Source organism: Candidatus Competibacteraceae bacterium (assembly GCA_016699715.1).
In the GTDB taxonomy this organism is placed as follows: Bacteria; Pseudomonadota; Gammaproteobacteria; order Competibacterales; family Competibacteraceae; genus Competibacter.
In genome coordinates this window covers 1377370-1400175 of record CP065007.1, presented here as the reverse complement: position 1 = coordinate 1400175, position 22806 = coordinate 1377370, and the positions used below count along the sequence as shown (strand labels likewise).

Genomic DNA, 22806 nt, shown 5'->3' with positions numbered 1-22806 from the left:
GGATATAAATACAGGAGGGAAATCAAGTGGAGAAAATATGGCTGCGGGAGTATCCGGAAGGAGTGCCAGCCGAAATCGACTTGAACGAATTTGCATCCCTAAAGGATATTCTGGAAAAAAGCTGCCAGCGCTTCGCCGACTTGCCGGCCTATTCCAATATGGGCACGACCTTGCGCTATCGGGACATCGACCGGCTCAGCCGTGATTTCGGTGCCTACCTGCAGGGACGGGGCTTGGGCAAGGGCGAGCGGGTCGCCATCATGATGCCCAACGTCCTGCAATATCCGATCGCTCTGTTCGGCGCGTTGCGGGCCGGCTTGACGGTGGTCAACGTCAACCCGCTGTACACGCCGCGCGAACTGGAGCATCAGCTTAAGGACTCTGGCGCGACCGCCATCGTCATCATTGAAAATTTTGCCCACACCTTGCAGGGGGTGCTGGACAGGACACCGGTCAAGACCATCGTCACCACCCAGTTGGGCGATTTGTTCCCCTTCCCCAAGCGTTCGCTGGTCAACGTCGTGGTCAAGTACCTCAAGAAAATGGTCCCGGCCTGGCGCATTCCAGGCGTCGTGCCGTTTCGGCGGGCGCTGGCGGTGGGCGCGGAGCAAACCCTGCAAGAGGTGCCGCTGACGCATGACGATCTGGCGTTTCTGCAATACACCGGCGGTACCACCGGCGTGTCCAAGGGCGCGATGCTGACTCACGGCAACCTGGTGGCAAACCTGCAACAGACCTCGGCTTGGCTCGGCTCCTTTTCCAGACCCGCCGAGGAGACCATCATCACCGCTTTGCCGCTGTACCACATCTTTTCGCTGACCGCCAACTGCCTGACTTTCATGAAGGTGGGTGGCCACAACATTCTGATCACCAACCCCCGCGATATGCCGGGCTTCGTCAAGGAATTGGCGAAGATCCGCTTCACCGTCATCACCGGCGTGAACACCCTGTTCAACGGCCTGCTGCATGCGCCCGGTTTCGAGCGGCTGGATTTCAGCGCGCTCAAGATCAGCCTGGGTGGCGGCATGGCGGTGCAGCGGGCGGTGGCGGAAAACTGGCGGCGGGTGACCGGCACGTTGCTGATCGAGGCCTATGGCCTGACCGAAACCTCGCCGGCGGTCTGCATCAACCCGCTGACCCTCCAGGAATACAACGGCAGCATCGGCCTGCCGATTTCCTCCACCGACCTGTCGGTGCGCGACGACGATGGCCGCGAGTTGGGCATCGGCGTGGACCAGGTCGGCGAGATTTGTCTCCACGGCCCGCAGGTGATGCGCGGTTACTGGAATCGGCCCGAAGAAACCGCCAAGGTTATGACTTCCGACGGTTATCTTCGCACCGGCGACGTGGGCTATGTCGATGAGCGCGGCTACGTCAGGATTGTGGACCGCAAGAAGGACATGATCCTGGTGTCCGGTTTCAATGTCTATCCCAACGAGATCGAGGATGTAGTCGCTCTGCATCCGGGCGTGCTGGAAGCCGCCGCGGTCGGCGTGCCGGACGAGAAGTCGGGCGAGGCGGTCAAGATCGTGGTGGTGGCCAAGGACCCCACGCTGACTGTCGAGGCGCTGATCGAACACTGTCGTCAGCACCTGACCGGCTACAAGGTGCCGCGGCGGGTCGAGTTCCGCGCCGAGCTGCCCAAGAGTAACGTCGGCAAAATCCTGCGGCGGTTACTGCGGGATGGGTAAGCGGGATACGCCCTCTCCTTCCGGGAGAGGGTTGGGGCGAGGGCGTGTTGCTTTCAGGCCGCGGCGGCCGGGCGGGCGGCGACAACCGGTTCCAGCCAGTTCAACAGGGAGTCCGCCGCCGCCTGCCAGTTCAGTTCCAACATCATGGCGTGTGCCATGTTGGGGATGATTTGGGCTTCGGTGCGGTAGAAACGGGCGGTTTCCCGGACCATGGCCGGCGAGATGAAAACATCGTGTTGCGCCCCCTGTACCAGGATCGGCAGCCGCAGTTGTTCCGGGTTCAGCCGCAGCGGGTTAATGCCCATCATGTCCAGCGACACCAGTTGCGATTCCGCCTGGATGTAGTCGAAATACTCGCGTAGCTTTGCGATGGGCATATCTTGGGAAAACAACAATCGCCGCATCATCTCGGGCGAGCCGACGCTGGGGCCGAGCAGCGAGAACAGCGCCATCTGCTGGAACAGGAACGGGTGCCGCATGGCCATGTGCAGGTTGCTCGGCAGCAGGCCCTGTGGCGGTACCGAGGCCATCAGTACCGCGCCCGGTATCTCGGGATGGGTTTCCAGGTATTTCTGAAGCACCATGCCGCCCATCGAATGGCCGATCAGCACCGGCGGAGCCGGCAGGGTCGCCACCGCCTGGGCCAGGTCGGCGACGTAATCGCTCAGCCGCCAGGTGTGCAGGTGCTGGTGGCCCTCGCTGAGACCGTGGCCGCGCAAGCTGACGGCGTGCGCCGCATAACCCCGCCGGGCGAAGTAGGGCAGGAAGTTTTCATCCCAGACTCTGGCATCCGAGAACGAGCCATGCACGAACAGCAACGGGGTTGGCTCGGGCGTGGTTTCCGGATAGCGGCTGATCAAGTCCAGCTTCATGGCAATGATTCCTGTTGGGTGAAAAGAGACGATTGAAGAGAGTGTGCGGCCGGGCCGGCGACGGCCGAGGCGATCGTCGCCCGAGGCGGGGATGGAGCAACCATCAGCGCAATGCCACGGTTTCCACCCAGATCAGTTCGCAGGCACCGTTGCCGGTGTCCTCGCGGCTCAGGGAACTGCGCCATTGCCAGCCATCGTTGCGGTGGGCTTCGACCAGATAGCCGCGCAGGCTGACAATATGACCGGGGCGGATTAATTTCAACCGGTCGGCGACATACCCGGTCGCCGGAATCAGATGCATGTTGGCGCTGTGGGTTTCGATATCCCGGCGCGGGATGAAAAAATCCTTGACGTGCCAGTAATAGAATCGGTGGCGTTGCTGGATATCGATTCGCCCCAGTACGCTGCTGTCCGACATCGGTCCCCAACCCAGCGCCAGATCGAGCGGCGCGAGATCCGCGCCGCTGTCGAAGCGGTAATCCTCCCGGCCCAGCACGCGGGCTTCAAGCGTGAATTCCGCCAGCGCCTTGACGTGGTAGCGGTCTTTTTGAAAGACCGGCGCTCCGGCATCGAGCAGTCGTTGCGAAGGCGGGTCCGGCGCCAGCACGCCGGGCGACCGCTCGATGGGGCGATCCTGCCAGGCCCAGTAGGCGCCCAGCGCGCAGACGAGCAATAACCATCCGAAGCGGCGCATTGGCTAGGGTTCCTCTGGATGGGTCCCGAAGTCGGGCGATGGCGCCCGATTCTCGACATCGATGGCGGTGATCTCGCAGCGCACACGACCGGAACCCAGCAAAACTTCCACCGGGTCGCCGATCTGGAGTGGGTCGGTCCGCCGGACGATGCTCCCATCCGGGTAGCGACGCACGATCGCATAACCGCGCTTCAGAGTGGCCAGCGGGCTCAGGGCATGCAGGGCGCTGCTCAGATTTTTCAGGCGTTGGTGGGTGGCCTGGAAACACTGACGCAGGGTCGCGTCTTGGCGCAGCGCCAGCGCCCGCAACTGCTGACGGGCCGAGCGCAGCCGCGCCACCGGGACCTGTGCCCGCAGGCGCGTTTCCAGTCCGACCAGCCGCAGTCGCTCGCGGCCCAGGCGATGGTTCAGTGCCTGCCGCAGCCGCTGATCCAGCTCGTCCAGTTGCTGAGCATGATCGTGCAGACGGCGTCGCGGTTGCAGTCGTTCCAGCCGCGCCACCAGTGGGTGCAGCCGCTGGCGCCGCTCGCTGAGGCGCCGCCACAACGCGCGTTCCAAGCGTTCTGTCAGCAAATGGGTCGCGCGCAGCCATTCCTGGCGGTCGGGGCTGCTGAGTTCGGCCGCCGCCGTGGGGGTGGGCGCGCGTAAATCGGCGGCGAAGTCGGCGATGGTGACATCGGTTTCGTGACCGATGCCGCTCACCAGCGGAATGGCGCAGTCGATAATCGCCCGGGCCACGATTTCTTCGTTGAATGCCTGCAAGTCTTCCAGCGAGCCGCCGCCGCGAGCCAGCAGCAGCAGGTCGCAATCCTGGCGTTCGGACGCCAGTCGGATGGCCGCGGCAATGCGTTCCGCCGCGCCGTCGCCCTGCACCGGCACGGGATAAAGCAGGATCGGCAGATTGGGGGACCGGCGGCGCAGGGTGGTCAGCACATCGCGGAGCGCCGCGCCGCTGGGCGAGGTGATCACGCCAATTCGCCGGGGAAAGCGGGGCAGGACTTTTTTTCGGTCCGGCGCGAACAGTCCTTCCCGTTCCAGCCGCAGCCGCAGTTCGTCGTAAGCCCGCCGCAGCGCGCCAGCGCCGGCTTCCTCCACATACTCGACGATCAGTTGGAAATCGCCGCGTGGTTCGTACAGGCTGACGCGGCCCCGTACCAGTACCTGCTGGCCGTTGCGCGGGCAATCGCGGAACAGGCAGGCGCGATTCTGGAACAGCGCGCAGCGGATTTGCGCCTTGGCATCCTTGAGCGAAAAATAGAGGTGCCCTGAAGATGGGCGGGACAGGTTGGAAACCTCGCCCTGTACCCAGAGCAGGGAGAATTCACCTTCGAGCAGTGCGCGCACGGCCTGGTTCAGGCGGGAAACGTTGTAGACGTCGCGATCCGGCAAAAGGGTTGCGGCCATCAAGTACCTTTGCAAAATTTTTATTTATTGAGTGTCCAGGCTTATAATTAACGATTTATTTGCATTCGAGTCTTGAGGTCCCGCCATGCGAATCGTTCAAGAAGCCCTGACCTTCGATGATGTCCTGCTCCTGCCAGCCTATTCCACGGTGTTGCCCAAGGATGTCAGCCTCAAGACGCAATTAACCCGCACGATCAGCCTCAATATCCCGTTGGTGTCGGCGGCGATGGATACGGTCACGGAGTCGCGACTGGCCATTGCCTTGGCCCAGGAGGGGGGTATCGGCATTATCCACAAGAACATGTCCGTTGAAAAACAGGCGCAAGAAGTACGGCGAGTGAAAAAGTACGAAACCGGGGTCATCAACGACCCCATCGTCACCGGCCAGAACGCCAGCATCCGCGAGGTGTTGGCGCTAACTCGCGCCCATCATATCTCCGGTGTGCCGGTGGTCGATGGCGAGGATCTGGTCGGGATCGTGACCAGCCGTGACCTGCGTTTCGAGTACAACATGGATGCTCCGGTTAGCACGATCATGACCCCGAAGGAACGGTTGGTGACGGTACGGGAAGGCGCGAGCCGTCAGGAAATCGTCGCCCTGCTGCACAAGCATCGTATCGAAAAAATATTGATGATCAACGAGTGCTTCCAGTTGCGCGGCATGATTACGGTGAAGGACATCCAGAAATCCAGTGATTTCCCGCTGGCCTGCAAGGACGAATGGGGGCGCTTGCGCGTCGGCGCGGCGGTGGGCACCGGCGATGATACCGAGGAGCGGGTGAGCGCCCTGGTGAATGCCGGCGCCGATGTGCTGGTGGTGGACACCGCCCACGGTCACTCCCGTAACGTGCTGGATCGGGTGCGCTGGGTCAAGGCACATTTTCCCCAGGTGCAGGTGATCGGCGGTAACATCGCCACCGCCGCCGCCGCCCGCGATCTGGTGGAGGCGGGCGCGGATGCGGTCAAGGTCGGGATCGGTCCCGGCTCGATCTGCACCACCCGCATCATCGCCGGGGTCGGCGTGCCGCAGATCAGCGCCGTGGCCAACGTCGCCGAGGCGCTGCACGATTGCGATGTGCCGGTGATCGCCGATGGTGGCGTGCGCTACTCCGGCGATTTGGCCAAGGCCATCGCCGCCGGTGCCCATTCGGTCATGATCGGCAGCCTGTTTGCCGGCACCGAGGAAGCGCCCGGCGAGGTGGAGCTCTATCAGGGGCGGTCCTACAAGTCCTATCGCGGCATGGGTTCGATCGGCGCCATGACCCAGCAGCACGGTTCCAGCGACCGTTATTTTCAGGAGGGCAGCGCGGTGGAGAAACTGGTGCCGGAAGGGATCGAGGGCCGGGTGCCCTATAAAGGCAGCGTGTTGGCCATCATCAATCAAATGATGGGTGGGTTGCGCTCCAGCATGGGTTACGTCGGCTGTTGGGATATTGCCGAGATGCGCGTCAAGCCGGCGTTTACCCGAGTGACGGGCGCCGGGATGCGCGAAAGCCATGTTCACGACGTGAGCATCACCAAGGAAGCACCGAACTACCGGGTGGATTGAACATGATTGCTCGCGATATCCACCTTGACCGCATTCTGATTATCGACTTCGGTGCTCAGTACACCCAACTGATCGCCCGCCGGGTGCGGGAGATTGGCGTCTACTGCGAAATTCAACCTTACGACGCCGATCCGGCGGCATTGCGCGAGTTTCATCCACGAGGGGTCATCCTGTCGGGCGGCCCGGAATCGACCACCGTGGCCGACGGACCGCGCATTCCCCAGGCCGTCCTTGAATTGGATACGCCGCTGTTGGGCATCTGCTACGGCATGCAGTCCATGGCGATGCAACTCGGCGGTCGGGTGGAGCCGTCCGATCATCAGGAATTCGGCTACGCCCAAGTCCGCGCCCACGCCCATTCTGCTCTGCTGCGCGACATCGAGGATCACGCCAGCCCGGAAGGCCATGGCCTGCTGGACGTATGGATGAGTCACGGCGACCAGGTGGTCGGCTTGCCGCCCGGTTTCACCCGCATCGCCAGCACCGCAACCTGTCCGATCGCCGGCATGGCCGACGAGGATAGACGCTGGTACGGGGTGCAGTTTCACCCCGAGGTAACGCACACCCGCCAGGGCGAGCGCATTCTGCGCCGTTTCGTGTTGGATATCTGCGGCTGCGCGCCGTTATGGACCACCGGCAACATCATTGAGGACAGCATTGCCGCCATCCGTGCGTGCGTGGGTGGTGACGAGGTGTTGCTGGCGCTGTCCGGCGGGGTGGACTCCTCGGTGGTGGCGGCGCTGTTGCATCGAGCCATCGGCGACCAGTTGACCTGTGTGTTCGTGGATACCGGCCTGCTGCGCCTGCACGAGGGCGATCAGGTGATGGCGACTTTTGGCCAGCATCTCGGGGTGCGGGTGATTCGGGTGGATGCCGGGGAGCGTTTTCTGAGTGCCCTGGCCGGTATCGCCGACCCCGAGCAAAAGCGCAAGATCATCGGCGGGCTGTTCGTGACGATTTTCGAGGAAGAAGCAGCCAGCTTGCGTGATGTGCAATGGTTGGCCCAAGGCACCATTTATCCTGACGTGATCGAATCGGCCGGCGCCAAGACCGGTAAGGCTCACGTCATCAAATCCCATCATAACGTCGGCGGTTTGCCGGCGGCGATGCGGCTGAAGCTGATCGAGCCGCTGCGGGAGCTGTTTAAGGACGAGGTGCGCCGGTTGGGAGTGGAACTGGGGTTGCCGTCCGAAATGGTTTACCGCCATCCGTTCCCGGGACCGGGGCTGGGAGTGCGCATTCTGGGCGAGGTGCGCGGGGAATATGCCGAGCCGTTGCGCCGGGCCGATCACATTTTCATCGAGGAATTGCGCCAGCACGGTTTATACGACCGTGTTAGCCAGGCGTTCGCGGTGTTCCTGCCGGTCAAGTCGGTCGGGGTGATGGGCGACGGCCGCCGCTACGATTACGTCATCGCCCTGCGCGCGGTCGAGACGGTGGATTTCATGACGGCTCGCTGGGCGCATTTACCCTACGAGTTTTTGGATCGGGTGTCGCGGCGCATCATCAACGAAGTTCGCGGCATCTCGCGGGTGGTCTACGACGTGTCCGGCAAGCCGCCGGCCACGATCGAATGGGAGTGAGTGTCGAGCCGGGCGGGCGATTCGCGGAGTCGGAACATGGACAAAGAGAATACGCCGGATGTCGAGCGGGATCGGTATTGGATGCGCCGGGCCCTGGAACTGGCGCGGCGAGCGTCGGCGGCTGGTGAGGTACCGGTCGGAGCGGTGCTGGTGCGGGATGGCGAGGAGATCGGCGAGGGCTGGAACCGTCCGATCGGTGGCTGCGATCCAACCGCCCACGCCGAAGTGCTGGCGCTGCGGGCGGCGGCGGAGCGAATCGCTAATTACCGTTTGGTGGGTAGCACGCTGTACGCGACGCTGGAACCCTGTCCGATGTGCGCTGGTGCGCTCGTGCAGGCGCGGGTGGCGCGGGTGGTGTTCGGCGCGGCCGATCCACGCGCCGGCGCGGCGGGTACGGTATTCGATCTGCTTCAGTCGCCTTTGCTCAACCATCGGTGTGTGGTGATGGGTGGCATTCTGGCCGAGGAATGCGGGCTGCTATTGCGGGAGTTTTTCCGTGCTCGCCGCATCAAGCCCGCGACCGACGAGGAATCCCAGGTCAACGTTGGTTGAAGCCACTGTTGTTTTGATAGTTGGGCGGTTGTTGCCACCAGGGCTGTTGCGCCTCCAACTCGCGCTGGCGGAGTTCTTCCCGTTGCTGCCGTTCGGCTTGTTGGCGACGTATGTCCTCCAGCAAAGCCTGTTCTTCCTGTTCTTCCTGTTTCCGCTGTTTGGCTAGTTGGGCTTCGCGGCGCAGGTTGAGCAGTGCTTGATCGTTGGGCGCGGCGCGCAGCCCGCGGCCGAGGTAAGCCAAGCTTTCATCCAGTTGTCCCTGCCGCAGGCTCTGTTCCGCCACGTTCTGATAGTAGGCGGCGATGCGTTGAATGCCAGCAAGCGCCACCGGGTTTTCAGGCTGCAATTCCAGCACGCGCCGGTAGGTGCTCAGGGCGTTGCCGCTGGCGGGAGCGGTGATCCGGCGGTTGTCCATCTGCTGCTGAGCCTCGGCGATCAACTGTTCGATTTCCGCCTGCGGCGTTGGAGGAGGGGCGGTTTCTTCGGCGGGAGGCGCGGCCGGCGTGTCGGTGGACGCGGTTGGGCTGTCCGGTGCGTCCGGTTGAGGCTCCGGGGTGGTCGGGGGTGCGTCAGGGTCGTCAGCGGGATTCGTGGCGGAGGCGGTTGGCGAACCAGTGGGAGCGATAGGCACGGTGGTTGGCTGGGATTGGGATAGGGTGTCCCGCGGCCGAGTGGTCGGTCGGGAGGATGGCGTCGCCGCCGCGAGAAGATTAGGAACCCCTTCACCGTTGTTGAGCAATTGCGGTAACTCATGCACGATAGGAATTTGCCAAAGAAAGAAAAAACCGATCGCACAGGCGGTCAGGACCGCGCCCATGTAAATGGCAAAGTGCCGCAGCCACCTGAGAAAGCCCGATAGCAAGACCGTTCCGATAGTTTCGGAGTCCGGTCCGTCGTCGCTCGTTGGTGGGTTGTCCGGGAAATGAGGGTCGGCGGTAGGGATGGCCAGTTTCATCGCGTCAGTACGGCAGGTAAGCGTCCTCCCCGCCAACTGGTTTTCGCGACCGGAAGCTGGCGGGGATTACACATAGGGATTGGCAAAATTTCTCCATGCGGTAGAATACGAAGCTCTTCCGCGTTTCTCCATGCGGTAGAATATAAAGCTCTTCCGCGTTTGCTCCAAGCGATTCTTCCCGGAGAGGTACCGAAGCGGTCATAACGGCGCCGACTCGAAATCGGATGGGGGCCTAACCGCCCCACAAGGGTTCGAATCCCTTCCTCTCCGCCAATTCAATAAGTTGCCAACTGCCGTTGCGCGTCGTTTCTAGCTTCAGATTTTGGGCCGTGCTGATTTTGTGCCGCGACACGCTCTGGAGCGTGTGGATGAACTCGCCGGGTCGAGTCAATCCCATCCGCCCAGACATGGACAGCGTGCTCATCCGAGCGGTCGCGACGGTTCCAGGTGACATACGCCTCCGCCCATTCCGCCTTAAGCCGGCTCACCACCGTCGGCGACCAGGCCCAGGGCTTGCTTGTTGCCCAACAGGATCGACAGTGCCTCCCGCAGGTCCCCGGTCGAAATCCCGCGTCAATACCGCCACGGCAGCGCGGCCTCCACCCGTTGGGCTTTGCGGACATAAGGCGACACCCGCGCCGAGTTGAACTTGATCCCACTCCCGGAACGATCACGGACCTTGGGAAGCCGCACCGGCACCGGTCCCAGCCCCGTCAGGATGTCCCGCCCGGGCAGGTTGCCGGTGATCTCAACACCGATCAGGGTCACCCATTCACCCGCACCGCCTTCACCGGCCGCTTGGCGCAGGCCGGCATCCAGATCGGCATGGACGGCCGGGGATGGGCGCACGACAACATCTTTGTGGAACGGTTGTGGCGCTCAGTCAAACTAGGCGGCAGTCTATCCCCATGCCTATGATACGCTCGATCAGGCCCACCAGGGCTTGGGTCGGTACTTCAACTTCTACAACTATCAGCGTCCTCATCAGGCGCTGAACTACCGAACACGCATCGATGTGTATGCCGACAGGCCAGCGATCCTGTCACCATGAGGGCAGAGAACCCACCTTGAAATCAGCTCAATCCTGTCTTGACGATGAGATCCACATCATATGCGGGAACGTCTATAGGGTTTCGATGATGCTGGTCATCGGGTGCGTGGCGGCGGTGAGCCCAGGATGGGCCGCCGTGCCCGATTTGACCCATTTCGATATCGAAGATCTGATGCAGATTAAAGTGGTATCGGCGACGAAGGTCGAACAAGCCTTGGAAGACACCGCATCGGCGGTTTTTGTCATCACCCAGGACGATATTCGCCGCAGTGGCGTTACTAACATCCCGGATGCATTGCGGTTAGCGCCAGGGGTACAGGTAGCGCGGATCGACGCCAACAAATGGGCCATCACCATTCGAGGTTTTAACGGGCGCTTCGCCAACAAGCTGCTGGTGTTGGTGGACGGTCGATCTATCTATACTTCTGTTTTCGCTGGCGTTTATTGGGATATACAGGATTTATTGCTTGAAGACATCGAGCAAATTGAAGTCATCCGGGGGCCAGGAGCCAGCCTGTGGGGCGCGAACGCGGTCAACGGCGTCATCAACATTCTGACCAAGCGGGCCGCTGATACCCAGGGTTTGATCAGTGTAACCGCCGGTAAAGAAGAAGGAGCGATTGTCGGGATGCGTTACAGCGGTCAGTTGGGGGATAGCGCCCACTATCGGCTCTATGGCAAATTCCTCGATCAGGATAGTTTGCTGGACGCTCGGGGGCAGGATGCCGAAGATGATTGGCGTTTGAGCAGCGGTGGTTTCCGACTCGATTGGGCGCCATCGGATCGGGACAACATCTTCGTGGATGGCGGTCTGTTCGACGAATCGCTGCAACAGAATTTGCTCGTGCCTTCCTTGACGCCACCCTTCTCGCAACCGATGCGGGACAAGGCCCAAGTGTCGGGCGGCCACTTGCAAGGTCGCTGGGAGAGAGTCTTGTCGGACACCTCGCGACTGTCCTTGCAGATGTATTATCAGGATCAGCACCGTCGGGACGCGATACTCGGTTTCGACATCGATACCTTCGATCTGGACTTTCAGCACGCTTTTGCGTTGAACGGGCAGAACGATCTGATTTGGGGATTGGGGTATCGCCGTTACAGCGACGATTATCGGCGGACGGCGCTGGGCTCAATGACTCCATCCCGTCTCGATTACGATTTGTTCAGCGCCTTCGTTCAGGATCAAATCGACCTGATTCCCCATGAACTCAAACTAACGCTGGGAACTCGGCTGGAACACAACGATTTCAGCGGCTGGGAATTTCAACCAAACGTAAGGCTAATGTGGAGGCCACACCCGCGACATCGGTTGTGGGCGGCGGTGTCCCGCGCGGTGCGCGCCCCCTCGCGCGGCGACGACGGCGTCGCGCTCGGCTTGGTCGTGGTGCCGCCTCAGCCACCTCTTGATCTTCCCGGTCTATTGGTGTTCCAGGGGGACCCCGCTTTCACGTCCGAAAAACTGACTGCCTACGAACTGGGCTATCGGACTTGGCTGGCCGAGCAATTGTCGCTGGATATCGCTGCGTTTTACAACGAATACGATGACTTGCGTGCCGTGGAACAGCGGAACGATTTGATCACGCTGGAGGATGGCTATCTGCGGATTCCCGCTGTGTTCGTCAACGCGGTTCAGGGTAATACCTATGGATTTGAAATAGCGGCGAACTGGCAGGCGGCGGATCGGTGGCGGCTACAACTGGCTTATTCCTATTTACAGGTGGAATTGCAAAACAAGCTGGGATTTTCCGAGTTGATTCCGGTAGTGCGCGATGGTTCGCAGCCTCATCATCAAGTATCGTTGCGGTCGAGCGTCGATATTCGCCACGATTTGGAATTCGACCTGTGGCTGTATTACGTGGACCAGATGCCCGAGCTGGCTGTCGGCACGCTAGCGCGTACAACAGTCGTTGATTCCTATTTCAGTGTGAACGCTCGTCTCGGTTGGCGACCCCGCCCGGATTGGGAACTGTCGTTGATGGGCGCCAACCTGCTGGGACCGTCACATGTAGAGTTTGTGCAGGAAGCCTATCCGTTCCCCGAGCAAGTGGAACGGAGCATTTATGGCCAGATGAGATGGTCATTTTAGTATCCATCGAAATCAATTTTCAGAATGGTCAAGATAATTCAATGAAATCGCGTGAGATAAAAGAAATCGCGCTATCGCTAATGGTTTTGGCCTGTTTGGGCATGGCGGCCGCTCCGGCGAGTGCCGCCACGCCAGACTTGACCCAATTCAGCATCGAAGACTTGATGCAAATTAAAGTGGTGTCGGCGGCGAAGATTGAACAAGCCTTGCAAGACACTGCGTCGGCGGTTTTCGTGATCACCGCCGACGATATTCGACGGTCGGGGGTGACCAACGTGATGGAAGCGTTGCGGCTTGCGCCTGGGGTAGAGGTCGCGCGTGTGGATTCCAGCCGCTGGGCGATTACCATTCGTGGCTTCAATGGCCGCTTCGCCAACAAATTGCTGGTCATGATTGACGGCCGTTCGATCTACAACCCGCAGTATTCCGGCGTGTATTGGGAAATTCAGGACATGTTCCTGCCCGATATCGAACGGATCGAGGTCATTCGCGGCCCTGGTGGCAGTCTGTGGGGCGCCAATGCCGTCAACGGCGTCATCAACATCATCACCAAAAACAGTCAGGACACGCAGGATGGATTGATGGCGCTCACCGCCGGCAACGAGGAACGAGCCATTGCCGGAATTCGCTACGGCGGCAAACTGGGCGATAACGCCCAGTATCGGGTTTACGGGCAGTTCACCGAACGCGATGGTCTGGCGACTTTCGACGGTCGCGATGCGGGCGACGACTGGAGTATCGGCAAGGGCGGGTTCCGTCTGGATTGGACACCGTCGGCCATGGATAAGATCGCCGTGCAGGGCGACCGCTATAAGGGTATTTTTAATCAGAATTACATATTTCCCACCATCGTTTCGCCGTTTTCCAGCCAGTCGTTTTCCGATCAGCAGTTGGTAAAAGTTGATGCCACGGGCGGCAGCTTGCAGGCACGCTGGGAGCACCAGTATTCCGCGACGTCACAGATGGGCTTGCAACTGTATTACCAGTATGCGGATCGTGACGAGGCGCTTTACATTGCCGACACGGATACATTTGACCTGGATTTCCAACATAACTTCGCGTTAGGCGATCGACAGGAAATGGTCTGGGGATTGGGCTATCGGCGCAATCAGGATCATTTCACCGATACCACCCTGGCGACCGTCGATCCCAAGAGCGCGACGGCGGAATTACTGAGTGCTTTCGTTCAAGACCAAATCGACCTGATTCCGGAGCAATTGCGATTGACGGCCGGCATTAAGCTCGAACGCAACGATTACACGGGCTGGGAATGGCAACCCAGCATCCGTATGCTATGGACGTTGCATCCGGACCATCGTCTTTGGGCGGCGATATCGCGCGCCGTCCGTACTCCTTCACGCGGCGAGGAGGAAGCGCAAATAACCTTGTATATCTTGCCGCCGTCACCGATGGCTGGTAATTTGCCAACGATTTTTACTCTGTTTGGAAACAGCCAACTCGAAGCCGAAAAACTCATCGCTTACGAAATCGGCTATCGCACGCGGGTAGCCGAGCAATTTTCCGTGGATGCCACTGTTTTCTACAACGACTATGATCAAGTCATCGGCACGGTTCCCGGAACGCCATTTCTGGAAACCGAGGTAGTCCCGCCCCATCTAGTGGTACCACTACAATTACAGAATGTTCAATCGGGCTATAACACTGGATTTGAATTGGCGGTGGACTGGCGTCCGACGCAAACTTGGCGGCTGCAATTCGCTTACTCATATTTGCATAGCGATGTCAATAAGTCTAATGATCCGAGCGATGGCGGCACTAATCTGAATCAGATTTCATTGCTATCATCCTGGAATTTACCGAATAATTTTGAAGTGGATGCATGGGGGCGCTACGTCAACCGGGATGGCTTGATTACCACCCTTTCTCCATTTAACGAGGTCAAGATCGATCCATATTTCAGCCTGAACCTGCGTTTGGGATGGCGGCCCGGCAAGGATTTGGAATTTTCGCTAGTAGGCGCCAATTTGTTGGACAAAGGTCACCTTGAATTTGTACAGGAAGCCTACACGTTTCCGGTTGAAGTCCAACGCAGCCTCTACGGCCAAGTGAAGTGGTCGTTTTAAAGTCTCCCTCCGCATTGATCTCGTCGAGCATGAGCGAGACAGGAAGCGAGACCTCAATGGCTGACCAGGATCGTCGCCTGGTGTTTTCATGGCGTTATTGGCTGGTGGTCTTGGCCACGGTGTTGCTGGCGGGTGCGCTGCTGGGTAGCGCTACCTGGGCTAGCAGGTTCGACGAATACGCCGTCAAGGCCGCTTATCTGTACAACTTCGCCAAATTTGTCGAGTGGCCGCCGGAGGTCTTTTCCGCCACCGATTCGCCCTTGGTGATTTGTATTGCCGGTGATAATCCGTTTGGCACCGCGCTGGAGGCGCTCCGTGATAAGGTGGTGGAAGGCCGGCCGGTGGAGGTGCGCCATATTCCAACGGCGACCGGTCTTGATCGGTGTAACGTCGTCTTTATCGGAAGGGCGGAACAAAGGCGACTCAAGACCGTGTTGGCGGAGCTTGCGCGCCTGCCCATACTGACCGTCAGCGACATCGGCGGCTTTGCTCAAGCTGGCGGCATGATTGGCTTGTTTGAGACTGAGCAGCGCATCCGGTTTAACATCAACATTATGGCTGCCCGTCAAGCCAATCTTAAGCTGAGCTCGCAGTTGCTTAAACTGGCCACCATCGTGAATTAAGGTGGCGGAGAAAATTCATGGTCACCTTTGACAGGCTATCGATAAAAAATAAATTAATGGTGGTCATGCTGCTGACCAACGCCCTGGTATTGCTGGCGGTCGGCATGGCGCTTATCGTCAACGAAACCTTTTCCCAGCGTCGGGTTGCCCAAGCTCAGCTCGTGACGCTGGCCAACGTCATCGGCGCCAACACGGCTTCCGCCCTGCTCTTCAACGACCTCAAGGCCGCCGAACAAAATCTCGCCGTGCTACGCACCAAGCCCGATGTGCTCTATACCCTTATCGAAGATCCTCAGGAGAAAATACTCGCCGAGTACCGGGCCGCGGGACTGGAGGACCAGCAACGAAACCGAATGCAAAAGTGGCGTGAGGAGCTTGAGAGCGAATATGAAAAGCGAGTGGCGCAGGGCGGGCAAGCAACACTCAGCGAGACTGGATTGTTCGGTGCCCAAGGTCGAATGCTGGCGGTCAAATGGCCGATCCAACAGGATGGCCAGACGCTTGGCTATATCGAGATTTTTTCGGATTTGCAGGAGTTGAGCGAAAACCTGTACCGCTATTACGGGATTATCGCTGGGTTGTTGGTGGCTTCGTTGGCGCTGGCCGCGCTGCTAGCCTCGCGGTTTCAGGGTTTGATTTCAGGACCGATCCTGCAATTGCGTAACGCCATGCGTGAAATTGCCAAGACCCGCGATTACGCCGTTCGGGTGGCGTGTTCCAGCAACGACGAATTGGGTGCGCTAGTGGAAGGATTCAACGGCATGTTGGCGCAAATCCAGCGTCGCGACGCTGAATTGGCCCATTACAGCGCGGGTCTGGAAGCGGAAGTCGCGGCACGCACACTCGATCTTTCCGCCGCCAACGACGAATTACGCGATCTGGTTGTGGAATTGAGCGTGGCCAAGGAACGGGCCGAGGCCGCGAATCGAGCAAAATCCCAATTCCTGGCCAACATGAGCCACGAAATCCGCACCCCCATGAATGGCGTTCTGGGTATGGTGGATTTATTGTTGGAAACCGAGTTGCAAGCCAAGCAACGCTATTTTGTGGGCATCATCCACCAATCGGGCGTTAGTCTGCTCAAAGTGATCAACGACGTACTGGATTTTTCCAAGATCGAATCCGGTAAGTTGGAACTGGAATCCGTCGACTTCAATCTGTTGGAACAGGTGGAGGAAACGATAACTCTGTTCGCGGAACAGGCGCAGCGCAAGGATCTGGAACTTGCCTGTTCGCTCCCGTTAGAACCGATCGCCGTTTTTGGGGACCCCATTCGTCTGCGCCAAATCCTCGCCAATTTGTTGAGCAACGCCATTAAATTCACCGAGCGCGGCGAAGTGGTCCTGCAAGTGACCATGCTCGAACAGAGTGCCTCCGCCTATCGCTTGCGCTTTGAGATTCGCGATACCGGGATCGGCATTCCCGAAGAAGGGTGGCAGAATATCTTCAACGCCTTCGATCAGGCCGACGGTTCCACCACCCGCAAATATGGCGGCACTGGTTTGGGCTTGACGATCGTCAAGCAACTGGTGGCGATGATGGGGGGCAAGATTGCCGTGGACAGTGTCGTTGGCCAAGGCTCGAATTTTTGGTTTGATCTGGAATTCAAGCGCGCGGTCGATGCGGTGGCGGTGCGAGGAGCCGAGCCATCGTGTGATCTCAATGGCTTGCGTGCGCTGGTGGTGGACGATAACCAGACCAACCGGGAAATCCTGCACCACTTGCTCGATGTCTGGGGCATGCGCAGCGACGGCGCGGTTGACGGCGCCGAGGCCCTGCGCTTGCTGGGCGATGCGCGCCGGGTCGGCGATCCCTACACGGTCGCCCTGCTGGATGGGATCATGCCCGGGATGAGTGGACTGGATCTGGCGCTGGCCATCCGCGGTGAACCGCAACTACGCGATACCAAACTGATTTTGTTGACTTCGGTGATGTTCCAAGGCGACCAGTACGAGAAGGCCCGCCAGATACAAGCCTGTCATTTGCATAAGCCCGTGCGCAAAGAAGTATTGCACAAGTGCTTGCGCAAGCTGCTCGATGATGTGGACTCCGGCCGTCCGCGGCCGAAGGAAAAAAATGATCCGATCGCACCACGGTGCTTGCGTTTCCCCGGCGCTCGCGTTCTGCTGGTCGAAGACAACCTCATCAATCAGGAGGTGGCGAGTACAATGCTGGACCAGATGGGCTGTCAGGTGGATATTGCCGGCAACGGCCAAAAAGCGACCGATGAACTCGTCCGGCATTCCTATGATGTCGTGCTGATGGATTGCCAAATGCCGGTCATGGACGGTTTCCAAGCCACGGCGGTCATTCGGGCGCGCGAATGCACCACCGCCGGTGGCGGTTTGGCCGCGTCGCATCTGCCCATCGTGGCGGTAACGGCGCATGCGGTCCGTGGCGACCGGGAGCGTTGCCTGGAGGCCGGAATGGATGATTATCTGTGCAAACCGTTCGTCAGGGAAGAATTGGCGATGGTGCTAAAGCGCTGGTTGCCGGCATTCGAAACGCAGGATGAGGCGGCAAGCGAGCCAGATGCCGACATGGCGCCGGGCAAGACGCCGCCCGCCGCGCCCGCCGCCACAACCTTCGACAACCCATCGGCGGCGCTGGACGCGGCGGTGCTGGAAAACATTCGCGGGATGGAACGCAATGGATCGCCGGGACTGATGGCGCGGCTGGTCGATTTGTATCAGCGCAATACCGAGACCCTGCTGGAGCAATTGCGCGGCGCGGCGAAGGTTGGAGAGCGCGAAGGGTTGCGAATGGTGGCGCACACTCTGAAGTCCAGCAGCGCCAATGTGGGTGCGGTACGGATGCAGGGCTTGTGCAAGGAACTGGAAACGATGGCGCGGGCGGGGCCAGTGCCGGATGCAATGGCTTATGTAGTGGCGATCGAGCAGGAATTCGCCATGGTGCGGGTTGCGTTGCGGGGGCAACTGGCGCAAGAGGGTGAAAGACGATAATTTCATTGAAACCAATGAGTAGATCCATGCCCAGCAGGAGCGATTCGCAAGAAGAAACGACGGGGCGGACCAAGCAGCCATCGATTTTGATCGTGGATGATGACGATGGTCAACGCTTGCTGACTGGTGCCTCGCTCCGGCAAGGTGGATTCACCATTCTGGAAGCTTGCGGTGGCGAGCAAGCGCTCGAGGTTTTCCAGCAACACCAGCCCGACTTGGTATTGCTGGATGTGGTGATGCCGGGTATGGACGGGTTTGCGACCTGTACCGCGTTGCGGGGTTTGGTCGGAGGTCGGAATTTGCCGATCGTCATGGTGACCGGCCTGGATGATGTCGAATCCATCGAACGGGCTTATCAGGCCGGAGCAACCGATTTTCTGACCAAGCCGATCCAGTGGCTGATCCTGCATCAACGAGTACGGTATATCTTGCGCGCCAGTTGGACACTGCGGGACTTACAGAACAGCGAAGAGCGGTTTCGTACCCTGGTAAACGCGGCGGGTAGTGTCATTATGGTGCTGGACCGCAAGGGTCAGGTGGTCGAGTTCAATCCGGTTGCGGAACGGTTTTTTTTCTTGCGCAGGGGCTGGCCGGTAGCCGCTGACTTTGCGGACGCCTTGCCGGTGGCCGGCGACTGGGGCGCACTGTTGGGGAACCCGCAAAGTTTTGAGAGCACCATCCGGGCGCTGAACGGCGATGAGCGTATCTTGCTTTGGAACCTCTCCGGATTTGCCGACGCCGAAGGCGTTGTCGCGGGCTTGGTGATCGTCGGGCAAGACATTACCGAACGACGCCAAGCCGAGGAGGATATGCGCAAGCTCTCCTATGCGATCGAGCAGAATCCGGTCTCCATTCTCATCACCGACATCTACGGCAATATTGAATACGTCAATCCGAAATTCTCCGAAGTCAGTGGTTATCTGCTGGAAGAAATTCGGGGAAAAAACCCTTATTTTCTGCAAACCAGTACCTTGAACGCCGAGGAATATCAGCGCATGTACCGGTTGATTACCAGTGGCGGGGTCTGGCAGGGAGAATTGTGCAGTCGCCGTAAGGATGGCGAGTTTTTCTGGGAATCGGCGCACATCTCCGCTATTCGAAACCCACACGGCGCGATTACCCATTTCGTCTGGTTGCGCGAAGACATATCGGATCGTAAGCGCGCCGAGGAGCGCATCCGCTTTCTGGCTTATTACGATAATCTGACCCATTTGCCGAACCGTGTGATGTTGCAGGAGCGTTTGCGGGAAGCGATAGAAATCTCCCGAATGCACTCGTGCTTGTTGGCGGTGATGTTCCTGGATTTGGATCAATTCAAACGGATTAACGACTCGCTGGGTCACCGGGTAGGCGATTTGCTGCTGCAACAGGTGGCTAATCGGCTACCAGAGTGTCTGCGGTTCAGCGATCAGGATTATATCGCTCGTCCGGATACTCCATTGCCCCAAGATTTACTGGCCCGACTCGGGGGCGATGAGTTTGTCATCGTGTTGACCGAGATCAACCACGTTGACGCAGTGACCCAAGTGGCGCGAAAGGTATTGGAGGTCATGGCCCAGCCGTTCGTGGTGGATAACGAGGAAGTATTCACCGGTTGCAGCATCGGTATCGCCCTGTATCCTTGCGATGGCGAAGACATGGAGGTTCTGCTAAAGCACGCCGACACCGCGCTTTACCACGCGAAGGATCGCGGCCGGAATAACTATCAGATGTTTTCCCATTCAAGGAACGTGGCCGCTACCCAGCGCCTGGTCCTGGAAAACCATTTGCGTAAGGCGCTGCAAAATCAGGAGCTGATCATTTACTACCAGCCACAGGTTGCGCTGGACAGCGGCCGCGTTACTGGAGTGGAAGCGTTGCTGCGCTGGAACAGTCTGGAATTGGGGCTGGTATCGCCGGTTGACTTTATTCCGGTCGCGGAAGAAACCGGTTTGATCGTGCCGATCGGGGAGTGGGTGCTCCGCACCGCTTGCGCCCAAGCTCGTGCTTGGCAGACGAGGGACGGGCTTTCTGATTTGCGCATGGCGGTTAATCTGTCGCCGCGGCAATTTTCCGATCCTCATTTCCTCAAGCGGATCGCAATGGCCTTGCAAGAAACCGGATTGCAAGCGGAGCTGTTGGAACTGGAAATCACCGAAAGCTTGCTGATGGACGAGGGTTTGCTGGAATCCTTGTATGCGCTCAAGGAGCTTGGGGTCAAGTTGAGTATCGACGACTTCGGAACGGGTTATTCCAATCTGGGATATTTACAACGATTTCCTCTTGATCGGCTGAAAATCGACAAATCCTTCGTGCAGGATATTGACTGTAAATCCAATCACGACACCATTGCCGCCGCGGTGATCGCCATGGCGCGTAGTTTAGGTTTGAGTATCATCGCCGAAGGGGTGGAGACGAAGAGCCAACTAGCCGTTTTGCGTGCGCTGGATTGCGATGAGATACAGGGGTATTACTTCAGCCATCCGCAGCCGCCCGAAAAAATCCTTGGGATATTGAAAAGCCACCTCAAGTCCGATTGAGTCGTGCCCGATTCAAGGGTCGTGTCCTGATGGAAAGGGTGACTCGTGGGCACTGACGGTGAGCGTCGGGTAGGAGGCTGTGGTTTTCCTGAATGGGTTGTGGCCGATGCGCGAGCGGAAATCTCCCCAACTTCCCATGCGATTTTCAAGGGCGCCGCCGCAGCGCGTCTAGCCAGCCTGTCTATCGGGTTCCGGCGGTAGCACCGGTTTCATCCCAGCGCCGAGAATGGTTTTTGGATCTCCCCCCAGGCCCAGCAGATACCGATAGACAGCGGCGTACTCCATAACCCGCTGTACATAGGCCCGGGTTTCCCGGTAGGGAATGGTTTCCGCCCAGACATCGCTGGGCACCGGATGGTCGGCGGGTAACCACTGCATCACTTTGTTGGGACCGGCGTTATAGGCGGCGGTGGCCAGTATCGGGTTGTTCTGCAACCGTTCCAGCATCCGGTGCAGATAGTGCGCGCCGTAACGGATATTGGTCTCCGGCTGGCGCAGGTTGGGCGTATCGACGGCGTCCTGCAAGTCGCGGGCGATTTGCCGGCCGGTCGCGGGCATCATCTGCATCAACCCCAGTGCTCCAACCGGGGAGCGGGCGTCGGCGCGAAAAGCGCTTTCTTGTCGGATGACCGCGTAGACCCAGGCTGGGTCCATGGCATCGGCTTTGGCATTCGCCACGACCTCGTCGTGATAAGCCAGCGGAAAGCGCAGTTCCAGATCATTCCAATGTTCGGCGCGGGCAATGGTGATGATGGCCTGGTGATACCACTCCCAACGATGGGCCAGTCGCGCCGCCTGCTTGAGCGTCGCCGGATCGAAGGCCTGGGTGGCCTGTCGCCATTCGGCATCGGCTTCCCACTCGCGGCCTAGAATGTACAATTCCCGCGCCCGTTGCAGACCGGGGGAACGGGCCAGCAGTGCGTCCAGTTCAGTGGGCGAAACCGTCAGCGGTGTATTGGTCATGGTGTAGGGGACGCCGAGCCGGTCGGCGGCCAGAAAGCCGTAATAATCCCGCTGGTTGGCAATGCGCCGATAGATGGATTGGGCGGATTCGGTCTGACCGAGTGACTCCAGCGCTCGACCTCGCCAGTATTGCCAGCGTGGACTGTCGCGTTCTTCGGGAGTCAACTGATCGAGCCAGTGCAGGGTCGCCGGCCAGTCGCCTTGTCGTAAGCAAACCCGAATTCGCCATTCCCGCACATCCTGATCGACCACCGTTTCCGGCAAGGCGGTCAATCGCGCCAGCGCGCTTGGGTGGTAGTCGCTGGCGATCCACAGGGCCAGTAGCCGCTCCTCGATGGCCAGAGGCGGAGCCAGCGACGGATCGCGTGCCTTGAGCGCATCGAGCGCGGCCAAGGCCGCCAGCGCATCGCGCCGCCGCCAGCGACTCAGACCATCCGCCAGAATCGCGGGAACGCGCGGATCGCCGGCTTTGAACCGGGTAGCGTCGAGAACCAGGCTCGGATCGTCGGCGACCGCCAGCCAGGCATCCGCCAGATCCTGGTCGGTGGCCGACATGTCCGTTCGTAGAAACCGCGCGAGCCCAATCTCTCCCGCCGTCATCGCCAGCGCGAAGCGTTGCCAACGGAGTTCAGGCGTGGGATTGCCCTCGGTCTGCCAGACCGCGATCACTGGGTCGCAGGCGCTGGGCAGCGAACCGCCGCGCCGCCAAAGCGTGGCAAAGTCCCGTAAGGCGGCTTCGCTTTGGCCAGCGTTCAGCAACGCTTGCCGCCGCCAGCATTCGAAAGTCGGATCGCGGCCGGGAACGGCATCGAGCAGGTAATCGTCCCAGCGGCGGGCGCTGGCCAGTTGGCGCAACCAAGCGTTGCGCAAGCGGTGGGCCAGTGGCGTGTCGGGATAGGTTTGCAGAAAGTCCCGCACTTCGACCGCCGGGAATTCCGTCAGCCGCCGGGAGAGATCCCGGTAACGCAGGTAGGGATACAGGGGATAGCCGCGCAGCGCCGCATAGTCCACCGATGCACCCGCTTGCAGTGATCGTTCCACGATCTGAAAAACTTCCCGCCGCGCCCGCAGGGATTTCGTGGCGCTGACATCGCCCCCGAGTCCGATAGTCAGGACGATGACGAGGAGAAAAGAGATGAAAATCCCTGTCCCTCTCCCGCTCATGGGAGAGGGACAGGATCGAGCGTCATTCTTCAAGCACGGCACTCACGATTTCA

General features: G+C 59.7%; 15 protein-coding genes, 1 tRNA gene and 1 pseudogene. 11 read left to right on the top strand and 6 right to left on the bottom strand.

The window, feature by feature from the left end:
* Positions 1–26 precede the first annotated feature (26 nt).
* Positions 27–1691: a long-chain-fatty-acid--CoA ligase gene (locus IPM89_06255; protein ID QQS55401.1), complete on the top strand. Its 1665-nt coding sequence runs from the start codon at positions 27–29 to the stop codon at positions 1689–1691.
* 53 nt (positions 1692–1744) lie between these two features.
* Here IPM89_06255 and IPM89_06250 read toward each other — a convergent pair whose 3' ends face one another.
* The 3 genes from IPM89_06250 to IPM89_06240 form a co-directional block, all read right to left on the bottom strand.
* Positions 1745–2563, bottom strand: coding sequence for an alpha/beta hydrolase (locus IPM89_06250; GenBank protein QQS55400.1), 819 nt, complete (start codon positions 2561–2563; stop codon positions 1745–1747).
* A gap of 103 nt (positions 2564–2666) precedes the next feature.
* Complete coding sequence (locus IPM89_06245; protein QQS55399.1) at positions 2667–3257, bottom strand: hypothetical protein; 591 nt, start codon at positions 3255–3257, stop codon at positions 2667–2669.
* 3 nt (positions 3258–3260) lie between these two features.
* On the bottom strand, positions 3261–4661 hold the full coding sequence (locus IPM89_06240) for an exodeoxyribonuclease VII large subunit (GenBank protein ID QQS55398.1): 1401 nt from the start codon (positions 4659–4661) through the stop codon (positions 3261–3263).
* An 85-nt stretch (positions 4662–4746) separates the two neighbouring features.
* Between IPM89_06240 and guaB the strand changes: the two genes are divergently transcribed.
* From guaB to tadA, 3 genes are read left to right on the top strand one after another with little or no spacing between them, the layout of a single operon-like run.
* Entirely contained in the window at positions 4747–6210 is a 1464-nt protein-coding gene (guaB, locus tag IPM89_06235; GenBank protein QQS55397.1) for an IMP dehydrogenase, read from the top strand.
* 2 nt (positions 6211–6212) lie between these two features.
* Positions 6213–7793 carry a glutamine-hydrolyzing GMP synthase gene (guaA, locus tag IPM89_06230; GenBank protein ID QQS55396.1) on the top strand — a complete coding sequence of 527 codons (1581 nt, stop codon included), beginning with the start codon at positions 6213–6215 and terminating at the stop codon, positions 7791–7793.
* Positions 7794–7829: 36 nt separating this feature from the next.
* Positions 7830–8345 carry a tRNA adenosine(34) deaminase TadA gene (gene tadA / locus IPM89_06225; GenBank protein QQS55395.1) on the top strand — a complete coding sequence of 172 codons (516 nt, stop codon included), beginning with the start codon at positions 7830–7832 and terminating at the stop codon, positions 8343–8345.
* Here tadA and IPM89_06220 read toward each other — a convergent pair.
* On the bottom strand, positions 8332–9300 hold the full coding sequence (locus IPM89_06220) for a hypothetical protein (protein ID QQS55394.1): 969 nt from the start codon (positions 9298–9300) through the stop codon (positions 8332–8334). The two genes, tadA and IPM89_06220, sit on opposite strands and share 14 nt — an antisense overlap.
* 180 nt (positions 9301–9480) lie before the next feature.
* Here IPM89_06220 and IPM89_06215 point away from each other — a divergent pair.
* A tRNA-Ser gene (locus IPM89_06215) sits at positions 9481–9573 on the top strand.
* Positions 9574–9873: 300 nt separating this feature from the next.
* On the opposite strand, the gene IPM89_06210 is transcribed toward IPM89_06215, so the two are convergent.
* Positions 9874–10149, bottom strand: a complete 276-nt coding sequence (locus IPM89_06210; GenBank protein ID QQS55393.1) for a hypothetical protein — start codon at positions 10147–10149, stop codon at positions 9874–9876.
* 52 nt (positions 10150–10201) lie between these two features.
* Here IPM89_06210 and IPM89_06205 point away from each other — a divergent pair.
* The 6 genes and pseudogenes from IPM89_06205 to IPM89_06180 all read left to right on the top strand — a co-directional run bounded on the left by IPM89_06205 (position 10202) and on the right by IPM89_06180 (position 20626).
* A pseudogene (locus IPM89_06205) lies at positions 10202–10351 on the top strand (transposase).
* A gap of 136 nt (positions 10352–10487) precedes the next feature.
* Positions 10488–12437, top strand: a complete 1950-nt coding sequence (locus tag IPM89_06200; protein ID QQS55392.1) for a TonB-dependent receptor — start codon at positions 10488–10490, stop codon at positions 12435–12437.
* 41 nt (positions 12438–12478) lie between these two features.
* On the top strand, positions 12479–14521 hold the full coding sequence (locus tag IPM89_06195) for a TonB-dependent receptor (GenBank protein ID QQS55391.1): 2043 nt from the start codon (positions 12479–12481) through the stop codon (positions 14519–14521).
* A gap of 56 nt (positions 14522–14577) precedes the next feature.
* Positions 14578–15144, top strand: a complete 567-nt coding sequence (locus tag IPM89_06190) for a YfiR family protein (protein ID QQS55390.1) — start codon at positions 14578–14580, stop codon at positions 15142–15144.
* A gap of 17 nt (positions 15145–15161) precedes the next feature.
* Entirely contained in the window at positions 15162–18107 is a 2946-nt protein-coding gene (locus tag IPM89_06185; GenBank protein QQS55389.1) for a response regulator, read from the top strand.
* Between the two features lie 26 nt (positions 18108–18133).
* Positions 18134–20626 (top strand): EAL domain-containing protein, encoded by a 2493-nt coding sequence (locus tag IPM89_06180; protein ID QQS55388.1) that lies wholly within the window; start codon positions 18134–18136, stop codon positions 20624–20626.
* Between the two features lie 168 nt (positions 20627–20794).
* Here IPM89_06180 and IPM89_06175 read toward each other — a convergent pair whose 3' ends face one another.
* Positions 20795–22786, bottom strand: a complete 1992-nt coding sequence (locus IPM89_06175; GenBank protein ID QQS55387.1) for a transglycosylase SLT domain-containing protein — start codon at positions 22784–22786, stop codon at positions 20795–20797.
* Between the last annotated feature and the right edge of the window lie 20 nt (positions 22787–22806).